Origin of the sequence: Rathayibacter festucae DSM 15932 (genome assembly GCF_004011135.1) — a bacterium.
Lineage (GTDB): Bacteria > Actinomycetota > Actinomycetes > Actinomycetales > Microbacteriaceae > Rathayibacter > Rathayibacter festucae.
Window position 1 is genome coordinate 3,410,103 of record NZ_CP028137.1, and the last position, 23,351, is coordinate 3,433,453.

Here is a 23,351-nt window from a genome sequence, read left to right on the forward strand (position 1 = left end):
CGATGCTCTCGAACCCGTAACGGCGCGTTCACACGTGGCGCATAGATTCGAACTCGTTCACACTCCACCGATCACGCGAACAGGAAACCGATGCGCACACTCCGCGCCGCAAGCCTCCTCGCCGTCGTCGCGCTCGGGGCGGCCACCGCCGCTCCCCTCGCGAGCGCGGCCCCCCTCGACGACGGCGTCGAGCTCACCCTGGTGTCGACGACCGACACGCACGGGCACGTCTACAACTGGGACTACTTCGCGAACGCGCCCTACGAGGGCGAGGACACGCTGGGCCTCACCCGCGTCGCGACCGAGGTCGACCGCCTCCGTGCCGAGAAGGGCGACGACTCCGTCCTCGTCTTCGACAACGGCGACGCGATCCAGGGCACGCCCCTCACCTACTACTACGGCCTCGGCGACGGCGCCGCGGGCGTCCTCTCGGGCGAGACGACGCACCCGATGGCCACCGCGTTCAACACCATCGGCTACGACGCGCAGGTCGTCGGCAACCACGAGTTCAACTACGGCCTCGACATGCTCAGCGCCTACGAGGGCGATCTGAACGCCCCGCTGCTCGGCGCGAACGTGATCGACGTCGCCACCGGCGAGCCCTACCAGAAGCCGTACACGGTGATCGAGCGCGAGATCGACGGCGAGACCGTGCGGGTCGGCGTGCTCGGCCTGGTCACCCCGGGCGTCCGCGTCTGGGACAAGCAGTACGTCGACGGCGTGCTCGAGTTCCGCGACATGGTCGAGACCGCGAAGGAGTGGGTCCCGCAGGTCCAGGCCGAGGCCGACGTGGTCGTCGTCCTCGCGCACACCGGCCAGGGCACCGTCCCGGACGCCGAGTACGACCCGGCCGACCTCAACGAGGACGTCGTCAACAACATCGCGACGCAGGTCCCCGGCATCGACGTGGTCGTCGCCGGCCACAGCCACCAGGACGTCCCCGGGACGCTCTACACGAACGTCGCCGGCGAGCAGGTCCTCGTCACCCAGCCCTACTTCTGGGCGCAGGGGCTCACCGAGGTGACCCTGAACCTGGTGAAGGACGCCGCGGGCGACCTGCAGGTCGACTGGACCGAGGGCAGCGCGCCCGTCGTCACCCCGGTCTACGCGCGCGACATCGCCGAGGAGTCGACCGCCGTGGTCGACGCCCTCGCCGAGCCGCACGCGACGACCATCGAGTACGTGAACACCCCCGTGGCGGAGTCGCTCGAGGAGCTCTCGGCCGAGACCTCGCGCTACGAGGACACCCCGATCATCGACTTCATCAACAACGTGCAGGCCGAGACGGTCGACGCCGCGCTCGAGGGCACGGAGTGGGCCGACGTCCCGGTGATCTCGCAGGCGTCGCCGTTCTCGCGCACCGCGGTCTTCCCGAAGGGGCAGGTCACGATCCGCGACATCGCCGGTCTCTACATCTACGAGAACACCCTCCGGGGCGTCGAGATGACGGGCGCGGAGGTGCGCGACTACCTCGAGTACTCGGCGCGCTACTTCAACCAGGTCGCCCCGGGCGCTCCGTTCGACCCGGCCACCGGCACGAACGCGATCACCGCGGACCGCCCCACGGGCATCCCGGACTACAACTACGACGCACTCTCCGGGCTCGACTACGTCATCGACATCTCGCAGCCCGCCGGCTCGCGGATCCGCGACCTGACGCAGCTCGACGGCACCCCCGTCGCCGACGACGACCGCTTCGTGATGGCCGTCAACAACTACCGGCAGAGCGGGGGCGGGGCCTACCCGGCCGTCGCCGCGGCTCCCCTCGTCTACGACGAGCGGCTCGAGATCCGGCAGCTGCTGATCGACTGGGCGAGCGCGCGCGGCGTGATCGACCAGGCCGACTTCTTCGACGAGAACTGGTCGCTGACGTCGGTCGCGGCCGAGGTCCCGGCCGAGCCCGGCACGCCCGGCGAGCCCGGAACGCCCGCGCCCGGCACGCCCGCGCCCGGCACGCCCGCGCCCGGAACCCCCGAGCCGACCGAGCAGCCGACGGCCACCCCGGTGCCGCTGCCCTCCGCCACGCCCGTCCCCGTCGCCGGGGGATCGCACTCCGGACCGCTCGCGAACACCGGCGTCGACGCGGCCTCCTACGCGGGAGGCGCGGCCCTGCTGCTGCTCGCCGGCATCGCGCTGACGGTGCTGCGCCGCCGCCGCTCCGCCTCGCACTCGGAGTAGCCGCCAGCATCACCCGCACGACCGGACGGCGCCGACCTCACTCCCGAGGGCGGCGCCGTCTCGCGTTCCAGGCGGCGAGCACGCCCGTGGACCACAGCGCCCAGAGCACGAGCAGCGGCTGGAAGACCAGCCGGATCGCCCGGGCCGCGTCGGTCTCGAGGCCGAAGGCCGGGGTCCGGGTGACGAGCTGCGAGACGTTGCCGGGGAACACCGCGACGAAGAACGCGGCGACCACGATCCCCACGAGCACCCGCCGGCGCCGCACCAGCAGGAGCGCGAGCCCGAGCGCGATCTCGACGACACCGGATGCCAGGACGACGAAGTCCGCATCGAAAGGCAGCCACGGCGGCACCTGCGCCTGGAAGGACCGCCGCGCGAAGGTCAGGTGCCCTGTCCCCGCGAACACGAGCACGAGGCCCAGGAGGACGCGGGCGATCGTGCGCGAGAGGCTCATCGCCCCAGTCTGCGCCCGCGGTTCCGCGCTCCGGCTGCACCGACCCGTATCCTCGATACCGCGCGCGCCGCGCCACCCCGTCCCCACCGCCCTGTCCGCAGACCGTGAAACGAGTTCCATGAGCACCCTGCCCCGCCTGATGGCCTTCGACCTCGACGACACCCTCGCCGCCTCGAAGTCCCCCGTGGACCCGGTGATGGCCGACCTCTTCGTCAAGCTGCTGCAGGCGACCGAGGTGTGCATCATCTCCGGTGGCCAGATCGGCCAGTTCCGGATGCAGGTGCTCGACCGCCTCGAGGGCGCCGACCCCGCCGTGCTGGCGAAGCTGCACCTGATGCCCACCTGCGGCACGCAGTACTACCGCTACGAGAACGGCGACTGGGCGCAGATCTACGCCGAGAACCTCACCGACGACGAGAAGTCCCGCGCGCTCGCCGCCGTCGAGGAGAAGGCCAAGGAGCTCGGCTACTGGGAGTCCGAGACCTGGGGCCCGATCCTCGAGGACCGCGACTCGCAGATCACCTTCTCCGCGCTCGGCCAGGCCGCCCCCGTGCCGGTGAAGCAGGCCTGGGACCCGACCGGCGAGAAGAAGAACACCCTCCGCGAGGCCGTCCAGGCCGTGCTGCCCGACCTCGAGGTCCGCTCCGGCGGTTCCACCTCGGTCGACATCACCCGCAAGGGCATCGACAAGGCCTACGGGATGAACAAGCTCACCGAGCTCACCGGCATCCCCCTCGACGAGATGATCTTCGTCGGCGACCGCCTCGACCCCGACGGCAACGACTACCCCGTCAAGGCGATGGGCGTCGAGACCTTCGCCGTCGAGGGCTGGCACGACACCGCGGCGTACCTCCGCTCCTACGGCCTCTGACCCACCCGGCCGGTCCTCCCCCGCGAGATGCCACTTGTGAGCGCGACACGCCGCGAAAGTCCGTCACAAGTGGCATCTCGCGGGGAGGGCCGGGCTCGGGTCAGGCGTCCTCGCTGAAGGAGCCGGTGGCGGTGCCGTCGAGGGCGAGGCGGAGGCGGCGCGGCAGCTTCGCGACGATGATCGCGTGCGACTCCGCGAGCAGCTCCTGGACGAGGCCCTCCTCGACCCGGCCGCCCGCGTCGACCGTCACCCAGTGCTTCTTGTTGAGGTGGTAGCCGGGCTCGATGCCGTCGACGCCCGCGACGAGGTGCACGACGTTCTCGGGCAGCGCCTTCACGCTGACGACGGGCCGGCCGAACCGCTCCATCTCGAGCGCGAAGACCTTGCCCTCGACCTTCCACACCCGCGTCTCCGGACCGAAGGGGAAGCTCGCGCCTGCGCCCGGCAGGTCGGCGAGGAAGGACTCGAGCGCGGCGGTGTCCACGCGTCCATCATGCCCGCAGAGGTGCCGCCCGCGTAGGCTCGTCCTGTCGTCCGTCCAGCCAGTGGAGCAGTCTCCGCCGTCGGAACGACCGGAATCGGATCCGACCATGCCAGACCCCACGACCACCTCGACCTCCGCTCTGAGCCGTGCGACCGGGAGGTACGCGCAGGCGTTCGCCCTCCCGGGGTCGCTCGCCTTCTCCTCGGCCGGCTGGCTCGGCCGCTTCCCCAAGGGCAGCCTCGCGATCGGGGTGCTCGTCCTGGTGTCGGCGCAGTCCGGCAGCTACGCGCTCGGCGGCGCGGTCTCGGGCGCGCTGACCCTCGCCCTCGCCGTGACCGGGCCGCTCTGGTCGCGGGTGATGGACCGCTGGGGGCAGCGCCGCGCGCTCGCCCTGTCGCTCCCGGTCCTCGTCGCCGCCTCGCTCGGGCTCGTCGCCGCCGTGCTGCTGGGCGCTCCCGTCTGGACCTGGTTCGCGCTCGGGATCCTCGCCGGTGCGGCCGTCCTCGACGTCGGCTCGGCCGTCCGCTCGCGCTGGAGCGCCGCGACGTCGGACCCGGGGCTGCGGCACACTGCGTACTCGGTCGAGTCGGTGGCGGACGAGGCGGCCTTCGTGGTCGCGCCGCCGATCGTCACCCTGCTGGCCTCGCTCGTGCACCCGGCGGCCGGCGTCCTGGTCGGCCTCGGGATCGGCGTGGCCGGCGGCGTCGCACTGCTCGTGCAGACGGGGACGCAGCCGGCGCTCGCTCCAGTGCGCTCGGCCGCGTCGCCCGCGCGGGAGCGGCTGCCGCTCGGCCTCGTCGGCATCGTCGCGGTCTTCGCGACCATCGGCGGGGTCTTCGGCTCGTTCAACGTCGCGGCGATCGCGACCGCGGAGGCGTCCGGCGCGGGCGCCGCCTCGGGGCTGCTGCTCTCCGCGTACAGCATCGGCAGCGTGCTCACCGGGGTGGTCGTGGGTGCCGCGCGCCTGCCCGGCGGCCCGCGCTCGAGGTTCCTGGTGGCGGGCGCCGTCTTCGGAGTGGTCGTGCCGGTGCTCGTGCTCGCCGGCTCCCTGCCCGTGCTGATCGCGCTGGCGTTCGTCGCCGGCCTCGCGACGTCGCCGCTGCTGATCACCGGCTCGAGCCTCGTCGAGTCGATCGCCCCGCGCCGCCGCCTCACCGAGGCGCTCGCCTGGCCGCCGACCGGCATCGCCCTCGGCGCCACCGCCGGCTCCACCCTCAGCGGCCTGGCCGTCGAGGCCCTCGGCCCCCAGTCCGGCTTCCTGGTCACCGCCGGCGCGGCCGCCCTCGGCGCCCTGCTGACCCTCGCGACGGTCCTGCTCCTCCGCCGCCGCGCCGCCCCTGCGGGCGCCGGCTCGCCTCGCTGACCGAGCACCCCTCCCGAGGAGCCCGCAGAGCGGGCGCCCTCCCATTGGGTCGATCAGCCCGCAGAGCGAGCGCCTCCATGCTGATCGAGCGGCCCGCGCAGCGGGTCCCTTGCCTGCTGATCGAGCAGCCCGCGAAGCGGATCCCTTTCATGCTGATCGAGTAGCCCTCGTCGAGGGCCTATCGAGATCCACCCACCGAACGACGGCGGGTCTCGATACGCCCCTCCGGGGCTACTCGACCAGCATGCGGCGGCACATTCTCGCGCGCATGCGAATCGAGCGGCCCGCGCAGCGGGTCCCTTCCATGCTGATCGAGTAGCCCTCGCAGAGGGCGTATCGAGATCCACCCACCGAACGACGGCGGGTCTCGATACGCCCCTCCGGGGCTACTCGACCAGCATGCGGCGGGGGGTGACGGCCCTGCACCGCATCAGCCTGATCGTCGTCCGGTCGCGGTGATCGCAAGGCGGAGGAGGGAGGCGCAGCGGAGCTACGGCGACCGACGACAACGCCGCGAGCACCGCGGCCGGGCGGCGATCAGTCGGCGCCGAGGATGACGATGGCCGCCGTGGGAGGCAGCGCGTCCTCGTGGTAGCGCTCGATCTCCGGAATGGCGGCGGGGTCGGCCTGCTCGAGGAAGCCGGTGAGGCGGGCGACCTCGTCGGTCTCGCCGATCGACTCGGCGGCGCGGCGGAGTGCGTAGAGCGCGAGGAGGAAGCCGCGGTTGGGGCCGTGGCGCCACGGGATGGGGCCCTGGCCGCGCCAGCCGGCGGTGCGGAGCAGGTCGAGGCCGCGGTGGTAGCCGACGCGCGCGTAGGCGTAGGACGGCAGCGCGGCGTCGATCCCCCAGACGCTGTCCGCGAGGAGGGCCCAGGCCAGCGGCGAGCGCGGGTGGGCGGCCGCGAGCGCGGCGAACTCGACGGCTCCCGGGTTCGCGTGCTTGGCGAGGGCCGCGGTGATCGCGGGCTCGTCCGGGAGGAGGGTCGGTTCGGGGCCCAGCAGGTTCTCGCCATTCATGTCCTCAGGGTAACCCGCTCCTGCTGTGCCGCTCCGGGGCAGCCCGTCGACTCCCCCGTCCGGGCTGCGCCGATAGCATCGACCCCATGGCGACGAAGCGCAGCGAGGTCGAGGCCTGGCTCACGGACATGGACGGCGTGCTGGTGCACGAGAACCAGGCGCTCCCCGGCGCGCCCGAGCTCATCCAGGAGTGGACGGACGCGGGCACCCCGTTCCTGGTGCTCACGAACAACTCGATCTTCACCCCGCGCGATCTCGCGGCCCGGCTGCGGGCGTCGGGGCTGCACGTGCCCGAGGAGCGGATCTGGACGAGCGCCCTCGCGACCGCCGACTTCTGCGCCTCGCAGATGCCGGGCGGCAGCGCCTTCGTGATTGGCGAGGCCGGCATCACCACGGCCCTGCACGAGGCGGGCTTCATCATGACCGAGACCGCGCCGGACTACGTCGTCGTCGGCGAGACTCGCAACTACAGCTTCGAGGCGATCACGAAGGCGATCCGCCTGATCGTCGGCGGCGCCCGCTTCATCGTGACCAACCCCGACGCGACCGGCCCGAGCGCCGAGGGCGTCATGCCCGCGACGGGCGCGATCGCCGCCCTGATCACGAAGGCCACCGGCAAGGACCCGTACGTGGTCGGCAAGCCGAACCCGATGATGTTCCGCTCGGCGATGAACAAGATCGGCGCGCACAGCGAGAACACCGGCATGATCGGCGACCGGATGGACACCGACATCGTCGCCGGCATCGAGGCCGGCCTGCACACCGTCCTCGTCCTCACCGGCATCAGCGACCGCGCCGAGATGGACCGCTACCCGTTCCGCCCCGACGAGGTGCTGACCGGCGTGCACGAGCTGCTCTCCACCGACCCGTACGAGACCGAGTTCCCGCCGGACGACCAGATCCTCTGACCGCCGCCCCGGCCCCGTCGCTCCTCCCACCCGACCTGCCCGCACTCCAGAAGTTGCGGTAGTCGCACGCGAATACTGCAACTTCTGCGGACCCGCCGCGGACCACCCGGGAGACGGCACTCCCACTCCTCAGTAGTTGCGGTAGTGGCGCGCGACTACCGCAACTACTGCGTACTCGGGCGGGATCGGCTGGCGGCCGCGCTCCCACTCCTCGGAAGTCGCAGTGGTCGGTCGTGGGTACCGCGATTCCCGCGGACCCGCCGCGCACCAGCAGACCACGCTCCGACCCCTCGAAAGTTGCGGTAGTGGCGCGCGACTACCGCAACTTCTGCGTACTCGCGGCCGGAGGGTGGGGAAGGGGGCGCCCGGCTGGTCAGAAGCGGACGTGCTGGAGGATCCAGGCGTGCATCGCCACGGCGGCGGCGGCCGAGGCGTTGATCGAGCGGGTCGAGCCGAACTGCGAGATCTCGAGCACGGCGACGGAGGCGGCGATCGCCTCCTCCGAGAGGCCCGGCCCCTCCTGCCCGAACAGCAGCACGCAGCGCTCCGGCAGCGCGAACGTCTCGATCGGCACGCAGCCGGGCACGTTGTCGATCGCGAGCAGGGGCACGTCCTCCGCCTCGGCCCAGCGGGCGAGGTCGGCGACGGTCTCGTGGTGCTGCACGTGCTGGTAGCGGTCGGTGACCATCGCGCCGCGCTTGTTCCAGCGCCGGCGCCCGACGATGTGGACGCTCTCGGCGCCGAACGCATTGGCGCTGCGCACGATCGAGCCGATGTTCATGTCGTGCTGCCAGTTCTCGATGGCGACGTGGAAGGGGTGCCGCGTCGCGTCGAGCTCGGCGACGATCGCGTCCATCCGCCAGTAGCGGAAGCGGTCGATCACGTTGCGGGAGTCGCCGCGCTCGAGCAGCTCGGGATCGAGGCGGTCGTCGTCGGGGTGCGGACCGATCCACGGCCCCACGCCGTTCGTCGTCGCCTCGGAGGAGGCGGAGGGCCCGGCCTCGTCCACGTCTCGCGCCGCCCGGCCTAGGCCGACGGGGTGCCGTCGACCGAGCCGAGCATGTCGCCGCCGCCGGCGCGGTCGACGAAGCAGTAGTAGCTGCGCTCGCCGGCGTCCCACTGCTCCTGGGTCACCGGGAAGGAGGCGGACACCTGCACGTCGCCGTACGCCTCGGCGCCCGCGACGTCGACGACGCCCTGCGCCTGGCAGAGCGAGGAGACCGAGACGGCCAGCGCGTCCTGACCCGGGAAGACCGCGTCGGTCAGCTCACCGGTCGCGACCATCTCGCCGGTGTGGGCGGTGGCGCAGTCGACGACCGTGAACTGCTCGGCCCAGACCGTGTCGAACGGCTGGAGGCACTCCCCGCCCAGCAGCGCCGTCCAGGCGTAGCTGCCGGCCGGCAGCGGGCCGACGGTGGGCAGGGCAGCGGTGGGCGCGGTGGTGGGCGTCGCACTCGGCTCGGACGGAGCGGCGGTCGTCGCGGCCGGGGCCGGCGCGGCCTCCTGGTCGCCGTTCGAGCCGACGGCGATCCCGATGGCGAGGATCGCGCCGAGCAGGAGCACGACGCCGACGGCGATCAGGCCGATCAGCAGGCGCCGACGGCTGCGGGCCCGGTCGGGGCCGGACGCGCCGACGCTCGTGACGGAGGGGACGGGAGCGGGGGCCGGTGACGTCGCGGGCTTCTCGGCGCGGGGCCTCTCGGCGCGGGGCCTCTCGGCGCGGGGCTTGCGGGTCGAGCGCTTGGCCGCGTTGACGTGCGCGCGGGCGGGAGTGCTGAACGGCGCGACGGCCGGGGCGGCGGGCTCGTCCTCGCCGGACGTCCCCTCTGCACCGGTGGTCGGCTCGGCGGTCGGCTCTCCGGAGGCGGTGCCGTCGTCGTCCGGCTCGAGGTTCCAGGCGTAAGCGCCGGCGGTCTCGCGCCAGAGCTCCTCGTCGCCGCCGTCGTCCTCGGGCTCGTCGCGCGGGGCGACGACGTCCTCCCACACCGGCGGTGCGTCCCAGCCGCCGCGGGGGTCGGGCCACTGGTACACGTTGGGCGCCGCGGGCTCGCGCGGCTCGGGCTCGGTCGCACCCTCGGGTCGGTCGCGGCGCGCCTCGGAGCGGCGCCCTCGCTCGCGGAGCGCCGGGGGCGCGGTCGGCAGATCGTCGATCGGCGGTGCCGCGGGCAGGACGGGCGGGGGCTCGACCGGCGCGACCGGCGACTCCGGCGCGGGAGCGGCGGCGGGGCTCGGGGCGGCCGGTGACTGCGGGAGCACCGGGCCGAGCGGGAAGCGGGGAGAGGGCGTGACCGGTCGCTCGGGAGCGGACTCCGAGCTGGTCGAGTCGTCCGCTGCGGACCTCGACCGGGGAGCGGTGAAGGCGGCCCAGATGTCGCGGCGCGCGGAGGCGGCATCCGCCTCGGGATCGGACGCGGGCTCCACGGGCGTCCGACCGTCGTCCCCTGTGGGCGCCGCGCCCGTGGTCGGCGGCGCGGGAGCGGGGTCGGGCTCGACGACGGTCTCGCGAGCGGAGTCGGGCTCGGGCTCGACGGGTCGCACGGCATCGACCGGCTGCTCGACATCGGCCTGCTGCTCGGAATCGACCCGCTGCTCGGAGTCGACGCGCTGCTCGGGCTCGACGGGACGCTCGTCTTCGACGGGACGCTCGTCCTCGACGGACTGCTCGGCACCGACGGGGCGCTCGTCGGCGTCGGGGCGCTCGAACGGGCCGTCCTGCTCGGTCTCACCGCCCTGCTCGGTCTCACCGGCCTGCTCGATCGGGCCGGCCTGCTCGGCCTCATCGGCTCGCTCGGTCTCGTCTGACTGCTCGGTGCTGACGGCCGGTTCGGACCCGGCGCGGCGCTCGACGTCCACCGACTGCTCGTCCACCGACTGCTCGAAGACGGACTGCTCGACGACGGACTGCTCGGCCGCGACGGACCGCTCGGCTTCGATGGTGCGCTCGGCGTAGAGGGGGCGCTCCGCCTCAGCGGACTGCTCGGCCTCGGTCGAGTCCTGCGTCTCCGCCGGCTGCTCCTCCTCGGCGGGCACTGCCTCGGTCGCGGGCGCTGCCGCGGGCGCTGCCTCGGGCGCAGGGGTGCGCGGGGCGTCGAAGATGCTCTTCAGACGGCCGCCGCTCAGCTGCTCGAGGAGCCACTCGCTGCCGCCGGCACGGCGCTCGGGCTGCTCGTCACGCCCGCCGCCGGGCTGGTCGCCGCGCTCGCGGCCGTCGTCGTCCACCATCAGCTCAGCCCGAGGTCGGCCAGCCCGATCGCGGCGAAGTAGGGGTAGCCGGCGCCCTCGATGATCTCGCGTGCCCCGGTCGCACGGTCGACGACGACGGCGACTCCGGCGATCTCGGCGCCGACCTTCAGCAGTGCCTCGATCGCGGCGAGCGGGGAGCCGCCGGTGGTGGAGGTGTCCTCGACGACGACGACGCGCTTGCCTGCGAGGTCCGGGCCCTCGACCTGGCGGCCGCGGCCGTGGTCCTTGGGGGCCTTGCGCACGACGAAGGCGTCGTACTCGAGTCCGCGGAGGACGCCGCGGTGCAGGATCGCGGACGCGATCGGGTCGGCGCCCATGGTCAGACCGCCGACGGCGTCGACGCGCTCGATCGGGGCGATCAGGTCGAGCATCACGTCGCCGATGAGCGGAGCGACCCGGTGGTCGAGGCTGACGCGCCGCAGGTCGACGTAGTAGCTCGCCTTCTTGCCGCTCGTCAGGGTGAAGTCCCCGTGGAAGACGGCGTCGGAGCCGATGTACTCGATGAGCTGCTGGCGTGCGTCGGTCACGCGCCTACTCTACGGGGCACGCCTACGGCGCGGACTCGGCCCCGCCCGCGCGCGTCGCACCGGCCTTCTCGCCCTGTCCCTCCTCGGCTCCCCCGCGGAACTGGGTCATGTAGAGGTCGTAGTACGCGCCGCGGCGCTGGAGCAGCGCCTCGTGAGCGCCCTGCTCGACGATGCGGCCGGCCTCCATCACCAGGATCGTGTCGGCGTCCCGGATCGTGGAGAGGCGGTGCGCGATGACGAACGAGGTGCGGTCGGTGCGCAGCGCCGCCATCGCGTGCTGGACGAGCAGCTCGGTGCGGGTGTCGACCGAGGAGGTCGCCTCGTCGAGGATCAGCAGCGACGGGTTGGCGAGGAACGCGCGGGCGATCGTGATCAGCTGGCGCTCACCGGCCGAGACGCTGCCGCCCTCGGCGTCGAGCACCGTGTCGTAGCCGTCGGGGAGCTGCTGCACGAAGCGGTCGACCATCGTCGCCCGAGCGGCGTCGACGATCTCCTCGTCGGTCGCTTCGAGGCGGCCGTAGCGGATGTTCTCGCGGATCGTGCCCTGGAACAGCCAGGCGTCCTGGAGCACCATGCCGACCCGCGAGCGCAGGTCGCCGCGGCCGATCCGGGTGATGTCGACGCCGTCCAGCAGGATCCGCCCACCCGTGAGCTCGTAGAAGCGCATCACCAGGTTGACCAGCGTGGTCTTGCCGGCGCCGGTCGGCCCGACGATCGCGACCGTCTGGCCCGGCTGGGCCGAGAAGGTCAGTCCCTCGATCAGCGGCTGCTCCGGGTCGTAGGAGAAGGAGACGTCCTGGAACTCGACGTGGCCGTCGGTGCGCTCGGGCAGCGAGTCGACCGCGGTCTCCGGCTCCTGCTCGTCCGCGTCGAGCAGCTCGAAGGTGCGCTCGGCCGAGGCGACGCCCGACTGCAGCATGTTGGCCATGCTCGCGAGCTGGGTCACCGGCTGGGTGAACTCGCGCGAGTACTGGATGAACGCGGTCGCGTCGCCGAGGGTCAGCTGACCCGAGGCGACCCGCAGCCCGCCGACCACGGCGATCAGCACGTAGGAGAGGTAGGACACGAAGGTCATCGCCGGCATGATCATGCCCGAGACGAACTGGGCGCCGAACGAGGCCGAGTAGAGCGCGTCGTTCCGGCGGTCGAACTCCTCGAGCATCTCCCGGTCGCGGCCGAAGGTGCGGACGATCTCGAGGCCGGAGAACGTCTCCTCGATGTGGCCGTTCAGCGCGCCGGTGTTCTTCCACTGCGCGGCGAAGAGCTTCTGCGAGCGGGCGCCGATGACGCCGGCGATCACGGCGGACAGCGGGATCGAGACCAGCGCGATCAGCGCGAGCTGCCAGGAGACGATGAACATCATCACGGCGATGCCGATGATGGTGAGCACCGACTGGACGAGCTGCGAGAACGCCTGCTGCAGCGCCGTCTGGATGTTGTCCACGTCGTTGGTCACCCGCGACATCACGTCGCCGCGCTGCCGGGTGTCGAAGTAGCGCAGCGGGAGGCGGTTGATCTTCGCCTCGATGTCCTGGCGGAGACCGAAGACGACCCGCATCACGAGGCCGTTGAGGATGTAGCCCTGGGCCCACATCAGCACCGACGCGACGACGTACATCAGCAGCACGATGATGATCAGGCGCCCGAGGACGGTGAAGTCGATGCCCTCGCCGGGCACGATCGCGGTCTTGGAGAGCATGTCGGCGAAGGTGCCGTTGCCCTCGGCCCGCTGCTGCTCGATGATCTGCTCGAGCGGGACGCCGGCCGGCAGCTGCGAGCCGATGACGCCGTTGAAGATGGTGTCCATCGCCTGGCCGAGGATCTTCGGCGCGATGACGGTGAGGACGACCGACGCCGACACGAGCGCGACGACGAGGATCATCCGGGCGCGCTCGGGGCCGAGCAGGCTGAACAGCCGCTTGGCGGAGGGCCAGAAGTTCTGCGCCTTCCGGGCGGGCGGCCCGTCGCCGAACATGCCGCCGTCGCCCTCGCCGGGCTCGAACTCGGGCTCGAGCTCGGAGGTCTCGGCGACCGGCGCCGCCTGGGCCTCGGTGTCGCGTGCGCGTGCCATCTCAGGCCACCCCTTCCACGCTCAGCTGGGATTCGACGATCTCGCGGTAGGTCGCGTTCGTCTCGAGGAGCTCGTCGTGCGTGCCGCGGCCGACGATGCGGCCGGCGTCGAGCACGACGATCTGGTCGGCGTTCCGGATGGTCGACACGCGCTGGGCGACGATGATCACGGTCGCGTCGGTGGTCGCCTCGGCGAGGGACTCGCGCAGGCGCGCGTCGGTCGCGACGTCGAGCGCGGAGAACGAGTCGTCGAAGAGGTAGACGCGCGGCTTCGCGACGAGCGCCCGCGCGATGCAGAGCCGCTGCCGCTGCCCGCCCGAGACGTTGGTGCCACCCTGCGAGACGGGCTCGTCGAGCCCGCGCTCCTTGGCGCGGACGAAGTCCTCGCCCTGGGCGATGCGCAGCGCCTCCCAGAGCTCCGCGTCGGTCGCGTCGGGCCGGCCGAAGCGGAGGTTGGAGGCGATCGTGCCCGAGAACAGGTAGGGCCGCTGCGGGACGAGCCCGACGACCTTCGCGAGCTGCGCGCGGTCGAGCGAGGAGACGGGCACGCCGTCGATGGCGACCGAGCCCTCCTGCGGGTCGAACAGCCGCGGCACGAGGCCGAGCAGGGTGGTCTTGCCCGCACCGGTCGAGCCGACGATGGCCGTCGTCCGGCCCGGCTCGGCGACGAGGTCGAGCTGCGAGAGCACGGGGCGCTCGGCGCCGGGGTAGCCGAAGACCACGCCGGAGAACTCGACGCGGCCGACGGTCGGCGCCTCGACGCCGCCGGTCGGCGTGGTGAGGCTGGTCCGGGTGTCGAGGACCTCCTGGATGCGCTCGGAGCAGACCACGGCGCGCGGGATCATCATCACCATGAAGACACCCATCATCACGGCGGTGAGGATCTGCAGCAGGTACTGGAGGAACGCGGTCAGCGAGCCGATCTGCATCTGACCCGCGTCGACCCGGTGCCCGCCGAACCAGAGCACGGCGGCGGTGGCGAGGTGCAGGATCATCATGATCGCCGGGAACATCAGCACGAAGATGTTGCCGACCTTGATCGACACCTCGGTGATCGCCTCGTTCGAGCGGCGGTAGCGCTCCGACTCGAAGGGCTCGCGGACGAAGGCGCGGACCACGCGGATGCCGGTGATCTGCTCGCGCAGCACGCCGTTGATCCCGTCGATGCGGTCCTGCATCAGGCGGAACAGCGGCAGCAGCAGGAAGACCAGGACGCCGACGACGACGAAGAGCACGGGCACCGAGACCCAGACCAGCCAGGAGAGCCCGGCGTCCTCGCGCAGGGCGAAGACGATCCCGCCGATGCACATGATCGGCGTCGACACCATGAAGTTGAGCGTCATCAGCACGAGCATCTGCACCTGCTGCACGTCGTTCGTGCCGCGGGTGATGAGGGTGGCGGTGCCGAAGCGGCCGACCTCGAGCCCGCTCAGCGAGTCGACCCGGCGGTAGACGTCGCGGCGCAGGTCGCGGCCGACGGCCATCGCGGTGCGCGCACCGAAGTAGACGCCGCCGATCGCCGCGGCGACCTGGACCAGGCAGACCGTGAGCATCGTCATGCCGGTGGCCCAGATGAAGTCGGTGTCCCCCTGGCCGATGCCCTGGTCGATGATCTCGGCGTTCAGGCTCGGCAGGTAGAGCGCCGCGAGGGTCGCGATCAGCTGGAGCACCACGACCGCCGCGATCGACCGGGAGTAGGGCTTCGCGTACGAGGACGCGAGACGGAGCAGGATCATGGGTCCTCCGGTCGAGGCGGGGCGGGAGAGGGCGGCCGGGTCCGCGAGAGGCGGATCGGCCGAGCACGGGGACGGCCGGAGCTTCGGGGCTCGGGCCGAGCGGCGCGGAGGAGCGGCCGCTTCAGGGACGGCGCAAGACAACCATCGACCACCGACACCGGTTCCGCAATCGGCCGGCAGGAGGAGACCGCGCGCCCGGCCCCCGTGCGGGGAACCTGTCGGCGGCGGCTCCTAGACTTCCGGAATGCGCATCGCCACCTGGAACGTGAACTCCATCCGGGCCCGCACCGGCCGCGTCGTCGACTGGCTCGTGCGCGAGGACGTCGACGTCCTCGCCATGCAGGAGCTCAAGTGCAAGCCCGAGCAGTTCCCGCACGAGGCCTTCGCCCAGGCGGGCTACCACGTCGAGATGGTCGGCCTCAGCCAGTGGAACGGCGTCGGCATCGCCTCCCGCCTGCCGATGGAGGACGTCCAGGTCGGCTTCCCCGGGATGCCCGGCTTCGCCAAGGAGCCCGCCGCGGACGGCTCCTTCCCGCTCGAGGCCCGCGCGATCGGCGCGACGGTCGACGGCGTGCGGGTCTGGAGCCTCTACGTCCCCAACGGCCGCGCAGTCGGCGACCCGCACTGGCACTACAAGCTCGAGTGGTTCGCGGCCCTCGAGGCGAGCACCCGCGCCTGGCTCGCGGCCGAGCCCGACCTGCCGCTCGCGCTGGTCGGCGACTGGAACGTCGCCCCGCTCGACAGCGACGTCGGCGACCCGACGCTCGGCCCCGGATCCACCCACGTCTCCCCTGAGGAGCGCGCCGCCTTCGAGGCCTTCACCGCCGCCGGTCTGCACGACGTCGTGCGCCCGCTCGTCCCCGAGGGCTACACCTACTGGGACTACAAGCAGCTGCGCTTCCCGCGCAACGAGGGGCTGCGGATCGACTTCGTGCTCGGCTCGCGCGCCTTCGGCGACCTGGTGACCGGCGCCTCCATCCACCGGAACGAGCGCAAGGGCGACGCGCCGAGCGATCACGTCCCCGTGGTGGTCGACCTCGACCTCGACACCTCGCTCGACGACGACCGCCCGATGATCTTCTGACCGTGGCCTCCTCGAAGAAGAAGCGCGCCCGGGCCGAGCAGCCCTCGAGCGCCGAGCGCCCCTCGACACCGCGGCGCCCCTCCACGGCGGAGCGCGCCGCCGCGAGCCGGCCGGCCGTGGCGCGGGCGCACGACGAGTTCCGCACCGAGGCGTACCGCTCGGTCCGCGAGACCTTCGCCGCCGGGAAGCCGCTGCGCCGCCGCTGGGACCTGGTGCTCTCGATCCTCGGCTGCCTCGCGCTCGGTCTGCTCTGCGTGGTGCTCGGCTACCTCGCCGCGATCCTCGCCGTCTTCCCCGGCCAGTGCGAGGGGCAGAACATCGCCTGCGACTACGACCGGATCGACTGGGGCGTCTCGCTCGCCCTGATCGGCCCGCCGATCCTGACGCTGATCGCCGTGGGCGTGACGATCATCCGCTACCTCGTCGGCCGCCGAGTGTTCTGGATCCCGATCGTCGCCTTCGTGCTCTGCGTCGGCACCGCGTTCCTCGCGTCCTGGCTCGTCACCAGCTCGATCCCCGGCTCCGCGCTGGCCTGAGCCGGGCGGCCGTCCACCGGCCGCCCCGCCGTCAGCCTGCGCAGGTCGGGTCGTCCGCGAGCGTCACCTCGGTCTTGTTGATCATCGGCGTGACCCGGACGGCCTGCTCGCCGAAGGTCGCGGCGGCGTCGGCGGCGGTGAAGCCGACCGTCACCGTCGTCGACTCGCCGGGAGCGAGCTGGACCGCGACGCGCGCGACCGGACGCCCGAGGTCCTCGGACGGCTCGAGGACACTGGCCGCGCCGCCGAGCGGGTCCGACCAGGAGGCCTGCGCCGACGAGGTCGTGGTGCCGGGAGGGCCGTAGACGTAGACGTTGGTGACGAAGTCGCCGAGCGGGAAGCGGTTCCCGCCGTTGGCCGCCACGTACTTGGGCAGCGTGCGCGCGACCTTCTCGGTGATGGTGTTCGTCAGCGTGACCTGGGTGGAGAAGCTCGTGCCACCGGCGGCGCAGCGGTTCGTGCTCGACTGGGTCACCGCGGTGTCGAGGTAGTAGTCCATCTTCGAGCCGATCGACGCGTCCTGGAAGAACACGCCGGTGGTCGAGGTGTCGTCGTTGTCCGTCGGCAGGACGCCCGCGATCGGGGTCGGGGCGAGCAGCGCCTGCTCGTCCGGGTCGGTGCTGTAGGCGAGGATCCGGCTCTCGCCGACGGCCTTCACCACGGCGGGGAGCATCTTCGACGGCTCCATGTCGCCGCCGAGGATCTTGCCGAGGACGGTGGCGCTGGCCTCCGAGAAGAACGCGTCGGTCGCGTCGGCGACGGTCGCGTCCGAGTAGCGGAAGTAGACCTTGTTGAGCAGCGTCGAGACGGTGTTCTCGCTGGTCAGCTCGGTGCCGTCGGTGAGCGTCACCGGCCCGGTCGAGGCGAGCAGGTACTGCAGCGCCATCGGGTCGATCGCGAGCACGCCGTCGATCTTCTGCTCCGGGAACTTCTGCGCCCAGAACTGCGTCGCGATCGAGGACGCGGTCGGGAAGTCGGGGCGGCTGGTGGACACGTTGAACGTGGTCGCGAGGTTGCCGCCGAAGGTGTCGAGCGCACTCTGGTCGACCGTGACCGACTGCAGCCCGCGGAAGTCCTGGCTCGACTGCTGCGTGCCGACCGTGATCGCTCCGCCGTCGATGTTCAGCTGCATCACCGAGGAGGCGCCGCCGCCGAGGGCCTGCGCCTCGGCGAGGTTCTGGAAGAGCACGAGGTAGCTGCGCGGTCCGCTCGCGCCGAGGGCGTCGGGGAGGATCGCGGTGATCGGCTGGACCTGGTCCATCGCGCTGGTCGCCGTCTCGAGCTGCGGGGCGAACGCGTCGAGCGCGGAGGCGACCTGCGGCACGAGCGCGCCCCGGTCGATCCCCTCGACGCGGGCCTGCGCCTCGTCGACGACGCCCTTGGCGACGGTGATCTTGTCGGAGAGCGCGGTGATCGCGGCGATGTCGACCTTGCCGTCGACCGGCTTGAGGACGTCGAGCGAGGTGGAGGAGAGCGGGGTGACGATCTTGCCCGAGACGTCGTCCGCGATCTCGGTCGCGGCGCGCACGGCGGAGAGGTTCGGGCCGAGGAACGGCACGATCTCCATCACCCGCCACACCGGGTCGTCGGTCTCGTCGCGCGCCTCGCCGGTGAGGGTGGCGATCTGGCCGGCGGTCGACTCCGCGCCCGCCGTGTCGAAGCCGGTGAGCTGGTCGGCGACCTGGGAGACCAGCGGGATGGCGGAGGTGAGCTTGGCGCGCACCGTCATCGCCTTCTCGTAGGTCTGCACCGCGAGGAACGCGGCGACGACCGCGCCGATCACGAGGACCAGCAGGACGGTCAGGGTGATCCAGAGGCCCCGTCTGCTGCGGCGAGGGGTGCCGGAGGCGCGGCGAGAGGAGGTCGTCGTGGTGCTCATTCGAGAGAGCCTAAGCGACGCCCGCCCGCGGACGGCGGTCGATCCGCGCCGTCGTCAACCCAGGAGGAGGGACACGGCGATGAGCACGGGCACCGCCGTGACGGTGGTCACCAGGGCCGTGTCGCGCGCCACGGCGACGCCGCGGTCGTAGCGGGAGGCGAAGTTGAAGATGTTCTGCGCGGTCGGCAGCGCCGCCGTCACGGTGACCGCGAAGAGGTGCTCGGCGTCGAGCGCGAAGGCGAAGCGGCCGAGCAGATAGGCGGTCGCGGGCATCACCAGCGTCTTGAGCAGCGAGGCGACGGCGACCTCGATCCGCCCGGGCCCCGGCTCGAGCGGCCGCTGCCCGCGCAGCGACATCCCGAACGCCATCAGCACCAGCGGGATCGAGGCGTTGCCGATGATCGAGAACGGCTCGAGCAGCGGCGCCGGCAGCTGCACACCGGTGACCGAGACGACCAGGCCGAGCGCCGAGGCGATGATCATCGGGTTCCGCAGCGGCTGGGTGAGGATGCCCGTGACGGAGGCGCGCCCGCTCGTCGAGACGTCGAGCACGGTGAGGATCGTCGGCGCGAGCAGCAGCAGCTGGAGGAGCAGGGTCGGCGCGACCCACTGCGGGTCGCCGAGCACGTAGATCGCGACCGGCAGGCCGATGTTGTTGGCGTTCACGTAGGAAGAGGCTGCGGTGCCGATCACCGTCTCCGGCACCGGCCGGCGGAAGAACAGCCGCGACGCGACCAGATAGAGGACCGCCACGATCGCGACCGTGATCAGCGACACCAGGAGGAAGGAGGAGAACAGCACCGAGACGTCGGCGCGGGCGAGCACCGTGAACAGCAGCGCCGGCGTGGTGACGAAGAAGGCGATGCGGGTGAGGACGGCGCGGCCCTCGGGCGGCACCAGGCCGAACCGGGCGATCAGGTAGCCGACCGCGATGACCGTCCCGATGATCGCGAACCCGGTGAGCACTCCCTCCACGGCGTCCTCCGTCTCGTCGGCGGAGCCGGGCGGCTCGCGGGCTGGGATCGTCGGCGCGGGTCGGCGCGCCGCGTCCAGCCTAGGAGGCGCCGCCCGTTGCCCCGTCGCGGGGCCGGGCCTACGGTGGGCGCATGCCGCATCTCGAGGTCCCCGGAGCGACCCTGCACTGGGAGTCGGACGGCCCCGCCTCCGCCCCCGCCCTCCTGCTCGTGCACGCGGGCATCACCGACCTGCGGATGTGGGACCCGGTCGTCCCCGCGCTCGCGGAGGACCACCTCGTCATCCGCTACGACACCCGCGGCTTCGGCGAGACCCGGACGGACGACGTCGAGTTCGACCCGCGGCAGGACGCCCTCGACGTGCTCGAGCACCTCGGCGTCGAGCGCGCGACGGTGATCGGCTGCTCGCGCGGCGGCTCGCTCGTCCTCGACCTGGCGCTCGAGCACCCCGACCGCGTCACCGGCCTGGTGCTGATCGCCCCCGGCGTCGGCGGCTTCCCCTACCCCGACCTCACCGAGGAGGAGGACCGCCGCTTCGACGAGATCGACGCGGTGCTGACCGCCGGCGACCACGAGCGCGTCGCGCGGATGGAGGCGGAGCTGTGGGCGTTCGGCCCCGACCGCGATCCCGCCTCGCTGGACCCCGCGTTCGTCGAGACCGTGCGCGAGCTCGCCCGCGGCCGCGCCGGCCACGAGGGCGAGAAGCCGCGGCCGACCGCGATCGAGCCGCCCGCCTACGACCGCGTCGTCGACATCGCCGTGCCCACGCTGGCGATGGTCGGCGCCCTCGACGTCTCCGAGTCGCTCCCCGTGCACGCCTTCCTCTCGGCGACCGTGCCGGGCGCCGACGCCCACGTCTTCGAGGACGCCGCCCACCTCCCCAGCGTCGAGCGACCCGAGGAGTTCCTCGCGGCCCTCCGCCCGTGGCTGGCGTCCCACGGCCTCTGACGCGAGCCGCGACGGCGCGCACTGATGCTGGTCGAGTAGCCCCGCAGGGGCGTATCGAGACCCGCCGTCATCAGCAGGGCGGGTCTGCAGACTCGTCCTTCTGACGCTGGTGGATCTCGATACGCCCGCTCCGCGGTCTACTCGATCAGCATGGACGGGCCCAGCGCGGCCGAGACGCGTGAACATCCCGGCACCCCTGCTGGCGAGGAGCGCGCAGGAAACGGGCGCGCCAGCGCGCAATGTGGTCGCGGAACGCGCAGAGAACGGGCGCGACAGCGCGCCAACATGCTGGTCGAGTAGCGCGCAGCGCGTATCGAGACCCCACCCCCTGCAGAGGGTGGCGCACCCGCGACGCCGTCAGCGGTTCTTGAAGTAGCGGAACAGGTGCCTCTCGCGGGTCGTCAGCACGCCGAGGAGGACGCCCGTCGCCGCGCCCAGCACGGCGACGGCCGGCGTCCGGAGGCCCTGGATCAGGGTCGCCGCCGCGTCGACGGGCGGACCGGTGCTCGAGAAGAACAGTGCGACGGCGAGGCCCGCCGAGCCGACCGGGATCAGCCACCCGAGCGACTCCATCAGCAGGACCGCCAGCAGCTCGACCCGGTGGACCCGCGAGTGCAGGGCCGAGGCGAGCTCGACCCGGCGCAGGGCCGTCACCGCCCAGCACGCCGCGAGCACGAGCAGTCCCGCGAGCGGCCCGGCGGCGAGCGTCACCCGGTCCGCGTTGCGAGCCCCGCCGTCGAAGGCCGCACCGAGGCGCGAGTTCAGCGGTGCGAGCACGGGCGCCGGATCGTCGGGAGCGCTCTCGCCGAGCAGCACGGTCGTCAGGAGGAGGGCCCGGACGGTCTCGCTCTGCGGCCAGGCGTCGATCCAGCACTCGTCGAAGGGCCGCTCGCCGGCCGGAGCACCCGCCAGGGCCGCGTAGCCGAAGCCGCGGCGCCGCCCGTCGTCCGGATAGTCGTAGCCTCCGCGGATGGCGACCGAGCCGCCGCTGGCGAGCGCGAGGTCGCCGCCGCGCCCGACGGTGTCCGCGGCCTCGGGTCCGAGGACCACGCCGGTCCCGGGCACCGCCGCGGCTCGGAGGATCTCGGGGACGCCCGCGGTGACCTCGAAGAGCGGGATCGGCGAGCGGGGCAGCACGGCCGTGACGAGATCGGACGTGGCGGCGCGGACCGCTCCGGCCGCCCGCACCGTCGCCGAGCCGGCGAGCGCCGCGCACGCCTCCCCGTCGATCCGACCCGGCGCGGCGAGCGTCTGCACGGAGGCGCCGGCCCGCTGGTACGCCTCCGCCTCCCGCACGTGCTGCCGCGTCACCGCCAGGTCCGCGATCTGGATCGGCACGGCGACGAGGAGGACGCACGCGCAGAGCAGCAGCGCACGCGAGGTGCCGGTCGAGACGTTGCGCCAGGCCTCGCGGACCAGGCTCGAGACCCTCACTGCCCGCCTCCGGAGTGCGCGGTGAGGTCCAGCGCCGTCGTGCAGGAGTCGCGCGTGCCGTGATCGTGCGTCGCGACGACGAGGGCGCAGTCGGGCGTCGCGGCTTCGGCGATCGCCCGGTTCACGGTCTGCGCCGTCCGCTGGTCGAGCTGGGCGGTCGGCTCGTCGATGAGGAGGAGGGTGGGCTGCGCCGCGAGGGCCCTGGCCAGCATCAGCCGCTGGGCCTCGCCGCCCGAGAGCTCGCGGAAGGCGCGGTCGGCCGCATGCCGGAGCTCGAACCGGTCGAGAAGTCCCGCCGCCAGTTGATCGGCTTCGACGCCGGAGCGCCCCGCAGCGAGGAACGGCAGAGCGACATGATCGAGCGCCGACCGCCGGGCGACGCCGTGCGGGTTCTGGAACACCCAGCCGATCCGCTCGTGTGCTGCTCGATCGACGCCGCCCTCGGTCGGCTCGACCCAGCCGGCGAGCAGCGCGAGCAGCGTGCTCTTGCCGGACCCCGACGGACCGACGACCGCGCAGGTCTCGCCGACCCGGAAGTCCGCGCTGAGCCCGCGGAAGAGCCAGGGGCCGCGCTCGAAGCGGTGCCCGAGCCCGTGCACCCTCACCCGCAGCTCCGCGCCTCGGGCAGGACCGCGACCGAGGCCGGCTCCTCCCCGTCGGGGAAGACGACCGCCGAGCGGCCCAGCTCCGAGGAGACGACCTCGACGCGGGCCGGGGAGCCGTCCGCCACGACGCCGCCGCGCTCGCCCTCGAACGCGAAGAGGGCGGACGGCGGCACCACGCCGACTCGGACGGGGTTCGCGAGCACGTACTCCGCGCGGACGGTCGTCGTCCCCTCCGTCGCGAGCGCCGACCGGGCGGACACCGTGGCCGCGAACGATCGCAGGTCGGCCTCGGCGGTGACCGCGCCCTCCGGAGAGAGCGTCAGCACCGCGTCGTCCACGAGCAGCCGCCGCTCGCCCGGCAGGACGTCCGCCGGGACGGAGGGGAGACGCAGCGCCGCGATCCCACCGGCGACGACGGCGACGGCACTCCCCCGCTCGACCGGGCCGCCCACCGAGAGCCCGCAGGAGGCCGTGGTGACCGTCGGTCGTGGGATCCAGAGCAGCCGTGACCGCGGGATCGCCGCGAGCTGCTCGTCCTCCCCCGACGCCTCCTCGAGGAGGTGCTCGATCGCGCGGATCGAACCCTCACCGAGGACCCCGTCGGCGACCAGCGGGGAGCCGAGGCGGACGAGCTCCTCCTGCAGGGCGCGCACGTCGGGACCCCTGTCGCCCTTCACGAGGTCGCGCCAGAGCGGCGTCGCCGTTGCGAGGGACAGCACGGGTGCGCCGTCGACCGCGAGGGACGACGTGCCCGAGGAGAACGATTCGCCTGCGCGGCAGGCCGAAGCGGTCAGCAGCCCCTCCGTCGCGGACACGAGGGACACGTCCGCTGCCCGCTCGAACCCGGCCTCGACCTGGCGAGGATCGGCGAACTCCTCGAACGGGACGGGCACCGTCTCCGGACCGGACGACTCCGCCAGGCTCGCGGGCACCGTCGGCGTCACCAGGAGGAGTGCGGCCCCCGCGCCGCCCGAGGCGAGGAGCACCGCGATGACGACGCCGAGCGAGAGGCGGGCGGCCCGCGACGGCCTCATGCCCGG

The 23,351-nt window shown here is 72.7% G+C and carries 20 protein-coding genes; 7 read left to right on the top strand and 13 right to left on the bottom strand.

Annotation, left to right across the window (positions count from 1 at the left end; translation table 11 throughout):
* Window positions 1-90: 90 nt before the first annotated feature.
* Entirely contained in the window at window positions 91-2,178 is a 2,088-nt protein-coding gene (locus tag C1I64_RS15565; protein WP_127887833.1) for a bifunctional metallophosphatase/5'-nucleotidase, read from the top strand.
* Between the two features lie 37 nt (window positions 2,179-2,215).
* On the opposite strand, the gene C1I64_RS15570 is transcribed toward C1I64_RS15565, so the two are convergent.
* Window positions 2,216-2,632 (bottom strand): DoxX family protein, encoded by a 417-nt coding sequence (locus C1I64_RS15570; RefSeq protein ID WP_123447126.1) that lies wholly within the window; start codon window positions 2,630-2,632, stop codon window positions 2,216-2,218.
* 118 nt (window positions 2,633-2,750) lie between these two features.
* Between C1I64_RS15570 and C1I64_RS15575 the strand changes: the two genes are divergently transcribed.
* Window positions 2,751-3,503: an HAD-IIB family hydrolase gene (locus tag C1I64_RS15575; protein ID WP_123447127.1), complete on the top strand. Its 753-nt coding sequence runs from the start codon at window positions 2,751-2,753 to the stop codon at window positions 3,501-3,503.
* A gap of 100 nt (window positions 3,504-3,603) precedes the next feature.
* On the opposite strand, the gene C1I64_RS15580 is transcribed toward C1I64_RS15575, so the two are convergent.
* Complete coding sequence (locus C1I64_RS15580; protein WP_208645146.1) at window positions 3,604-3,987, bottom strand: MmcQ/YjbR family DNA-binding protein; 384 nt, start codon at window positions 3,985-3,987, stop codon at window positions 3,604-3,606.
* A 106-nt stretch (window positions 3,988-4,093) separates the two neighbouring features.
* Between C1I64_RS15580 and C1I64_RS15585 the strand changes: the two genes are divergently transcribed.
* Complete coding sequence (locus C1I64_RS15585; protein ID WP_127887835.1) at window positions 4,094-5,350, top strand: MFS transporter; 1,257 nt, start codon at window positions 4,094-4,096, stop codon at window positions 5,348-5,350.
* A 537-nt stretch (window positions 5,351-5,887) separates the two neighbouring features.
* Here the strand turns inward: C1I64_RS15585 and C1I64_RS15590 are convergent.
* A complete protein-coding gene (locus tag C1I64_RS15590) occupies window positions 5,888-6,367 on the bottom strand; it encodes a DUF3151 domain-containing protein (RefSeq protein ID WP_123706013.1) in 480 nt (159 codons plus the stop codon).
* A gap of 86 nt (window positions 6,368-6,453) precedes the next feature.
* Here C1I64_RS15590 and C1I64_RS15595 point away from each other — a divergent pair, with 86 nt between their 5' ends.
* Window positions 6,454-7,275, top strand: a complete 822-nt coding sequence (locus C1I64_RS15595; RefSeq protein ID WP_123447131.1) for an HAD-IIA family hydrolase — start codon at window positions 6,454-6,456, stop codon at window positions 7,273-7,275.
* A gap of 373 nt (window positions 7,276-7,648) precedes the next feature.
* Here the strand turns inward: C1I64_RS15595 and C1I64_RS15600 are convergent, their stop codons facing one another.
* The 5 genes from C1I64_RS15600 to C1I64_RS15620 are packed head-to-tail and all read right to left on the bottom strand — an operon-like array spanning window position 7,649 to window position 14,851.
* Window positions 7,649-8,284, bottom strand: coding sequence for a TrmH family RNA methyltransferase (locus C1I64_RS15600; protein WP_127887836.1), 636 nt, complete (start codon window positions 8,282-8,284; stop codon window positions 7,649-7,651).
* Window positions 8,285-8,301: 17 nt separating this feature from the next.
* Window positions 8,302-10,497 (bottom strand): septum formation family protein, encoded by a 2,196-nt coding sequence (locus C1I64_RS15605; protein ID WP_127887837.1) that lies wholly within the window; start codon window positions 10,495-10,497, stop codon window positions 8,302-8,304.
* Window positions 10,497-11,045 carry an orotate phosphoribosyltransferase gene (gene pyrE / locus C1I64_RS15610; protein WP_123447133.1) on the bottom strand — a complete coding sequence of 183 codons (549 nt, stop codon included), beginning with the start codon at window positions 11,043-11,045 and terminating at the stop codon, window positions 10,497-10,499. Before pyrE ends, C1I64_RS15605 begins: the two co-directional genes overlap by 1 nt.
* 22 nt (window positions 11,046-11,067) lie before the next feature.
* A complete protein-coding gene (locus C1I64_RS15615) occupies window positions 11,068-13,116 on the bottom strand; it encodes an ABC transporter ATP-binding protein (RefSeq protein WP_127887838.1) in 2,049 nt (682 codons plus the stop codon).
* Window position 13,117: 1 nt separating this feature from the next.
* Complete coding sequence (locus C1I64_RS15620; RefSeq protein WP_123447135.1) at window positions 13,118-14,851, bottom strand: ABC transporter ATP-binding protein; 1,734 nt, start codon at window positions 14,849-14,851, stop codon at window positions 13,118-13,120.
* 244 nt (window positions 14,852-15,095) lie between these two features.
* Between C1I64_RS15620 and C1I64_RS15625 the strand changes: the two genes are divergently transcribed.
* Together C1I64_RS15625 and C1I64_RS15630 are read left to right on the top strand one after the other, a co-directional pair.
* Window positions 15,096-15,935, top strand: coding sequence for an exodeoxyribonuclease III (locus tag C1I64_RS15625; RefSeq protein ID WP_123706017.1), 840 nt, complete (start codon window positions 15,096-15,098; stop codon window positions 15,933-15,935).
* 2 nt (window positions 15,936-15,937) lie between these two features.
* A complete protein-coding gene (locus tag C1I64_RS15630) occupies window positions 15,938-16,471 on the top strand; it encodes a DUF6264 family protein (protein ID WP_123447137.1) in 534 nt (177 codons plus the stop codon).
* 31 nt (window positions 16,472-16,502) lie between these two features.
* On the opposite strand, the gene C1I64_RS15635 is transcribed toward C1I64_RS15630, so the two are convergent.
* Together C1I64_RS15635 and C1I64_RS15640 are read right to left on the bottom strand one after the other, a co-directional pair.
* Window positions 16,503-18,350, bottom strand: coding sequence for a DUF4012 domain-containing protein (locus C1I64_RS15635; RefSeq protein ID WP_127887839.1), 1,848 nt, complete (start codon window positions 18,348-18,350; stop codon window positions 16,503-16,505).
* A gap of 54 nt (window positions 18,351-18,404) precedes the next feature.
* Window positions 18,405-19,325 carry an AEC family transporter gene (locus C1I64_RS15640; protein WP_123447139.1) on the bottom strand — a complete coding sequence of 307 codons (921 nt, stop codon included), beginning with the start codon at window positions 19,323-19,325 and terminating at the stop codon, window positions 18,405-18,407.
* 131 nt (window positions 19,326-19,456) lie between these two features.
* Here C1I64_RS15640 and C1I64_RS15645 point away from each other — a divergent pair, with 131 nt between their 5' ends.
* On the top strand, window positions 19,457-20,272 hold the full coding sequence (locus tag C1I64_RS15645; protein WP_127887840.1) for an alpha/beta fold hydrolase: 816 nt from the start codon (window positions 19,457-19,459) through the stop codon (window positions 20,270-20,272).
* A gap of 357 nt (window positions 20,273-20,629) precedes the next feature.
* Here the strand turns inward: C1I64_RS15645 and C1I64_RS15650 are convergent, their stop codons facing one another.
* Genes C1I64_RS15650 through C1I64_RS15660 form a run of 3 tightly spaced genes read right to left on the bottom strand, consistent with a single transcriptional unit; the run spans window position 20,630 to window position 23,345 of the window.
* On the bottom strand, window positions 20,630-21,706 hold the full coding sequence (locus C1I64_RS15650) for a hypothetical protein (protein WP_127887841.1): 1,077 nt from the start codon (window positions 21,704-21,706) through the stop codon (window positions 20,630-20,632).
* Entirely contained in the window at window positions 21,703-22,311 is a 609-nt protein-coding gene (locus tag C1I64_RS15655; RefSeq protein WP_243732897.1) for an ABC transporter ATP-binding protein, read from the bottom strand. Before C1I64_RS15655 ends, C1I64_RS15650 begins: the two co-directional genes overlap by 4 nt.
* On the bottom strand, window positions 22,308-23,345 hold the full coding sequence (locus C1I64_RS15660) for a peptidoglycan-binding domain-containing protein (protein ID WP_127887842.1): 1,038 nt from the start codon (window positions 23,343-23,345) through the stop codon (window positions 22,308-22,310). Before C1I64_RS15660 ends, C1I64_RS15655 begins: the two co-directional genes overlap by 4 nt.
* Window positions 23,346-23,351: the final 6 nt, after the last annotated feature.

What these genes read in the sequence shown, in the direction of transcription:
- C1I64_RS15645 (WP_127887840.1), top strand. Translation starts at nt 19,457, where the DNA reads ATGCCGCATCTCGAGGTCCCCGGAGCGACCCTGCACTGGGAGTCGGAC.
- C1I64_RS15660 (WP_127887842.1), bottom strand. Translation starts at nt 23,345, where the DNA reads ATGAGGCCGTCGCGGGCCGCCCGCCTCTCGCTCGGCGTCGTCATCGCG.
- C1I64_RS15595 (WP_123447131.1), top strand. Translation starts at nt 6,454, where the DNA reads ATGGCGACGAAGCGCAGCGAGGTCGAGGCCTGGCTCACGGACATGGAC.
- C1I64_RS15590 (WP_123706013.1), bottom strand. Translation starts at nt 6,367, where the DNA reads ATGAATGGCGAGAACCTGCTGGGCCCCGAACCGACCCTCCTCCCGGAC.
- C1I64_RS15625 (WP_123706017.1), top strand. Translation starts at nt 15,096, where the DNA reads ATGCGCATCGCCACCTGGAACGTGAACTCCATCCGGGCCCGCACCGGC.
- C1I64_RS15565 (WP_127887833.1), top strand. Translation starts at nt 91, where the DNA reads ATGCGCACACTCCGCGCCGCAAGCCTCCTCGCCGTCGTCGCGCTCGGG.
- C1I64_RS15620 (WP_123447135.1), bottom strand. Translation starts at nt 14,851, where the DNA reads ATGATCCTGCTCCGTCTCGCGTCCTCGTACGCGAAGCCCTACTCCCGG.
- C1I64_RS15635 (WP_127887839.1), bottom strand. Translation starts at nt 18,350, where the DNA reads ATGAGCACCACGACGACCTCCTCTCGCCGCGCCTCCGGCACCCCTCGC.
- C1I64_RS15615 (WP_127887838.1), bottom strand. Translation starts at nt 13,116, where the DNA reads ATGGCACGCGCACGCGACACCGAGGCCCAGGCGGCGCCGGTCGCCGAG.
- C1I64_RS15605 (WP_127887837.1), bottom strand. Translation starts at nt 10,497, where the DNA reads ATGGTGGACGACGACGGCCGCGAGCGCGGCGACCAGCCCGGCGGCGGG.
- C1I64_RS15570 (WP_123447126.1), bottom strand. Translation starts at nt 2,632, where the DNA reads ATGAGCCTCTCGCGCACGATCGCCCGCGTCCTCCTGGGCCTCGTGCTC.
- C1I64_RS15575 (WP_123447127.1), top strand. Translation starts at nt 2,751, where the DNA reads ATGAGCACCCTGCCCCGCCTGATGGCCTTCGACCTCGACGACACCCTC.
- C1I64_RS15585 (WP_127887835.1), top strand. Translation starts at nt 4,094, where the DNA reads ATGCCAGACCCCACGACCACCTCGACCTCCGCTCTGAGCCGTGCGACC.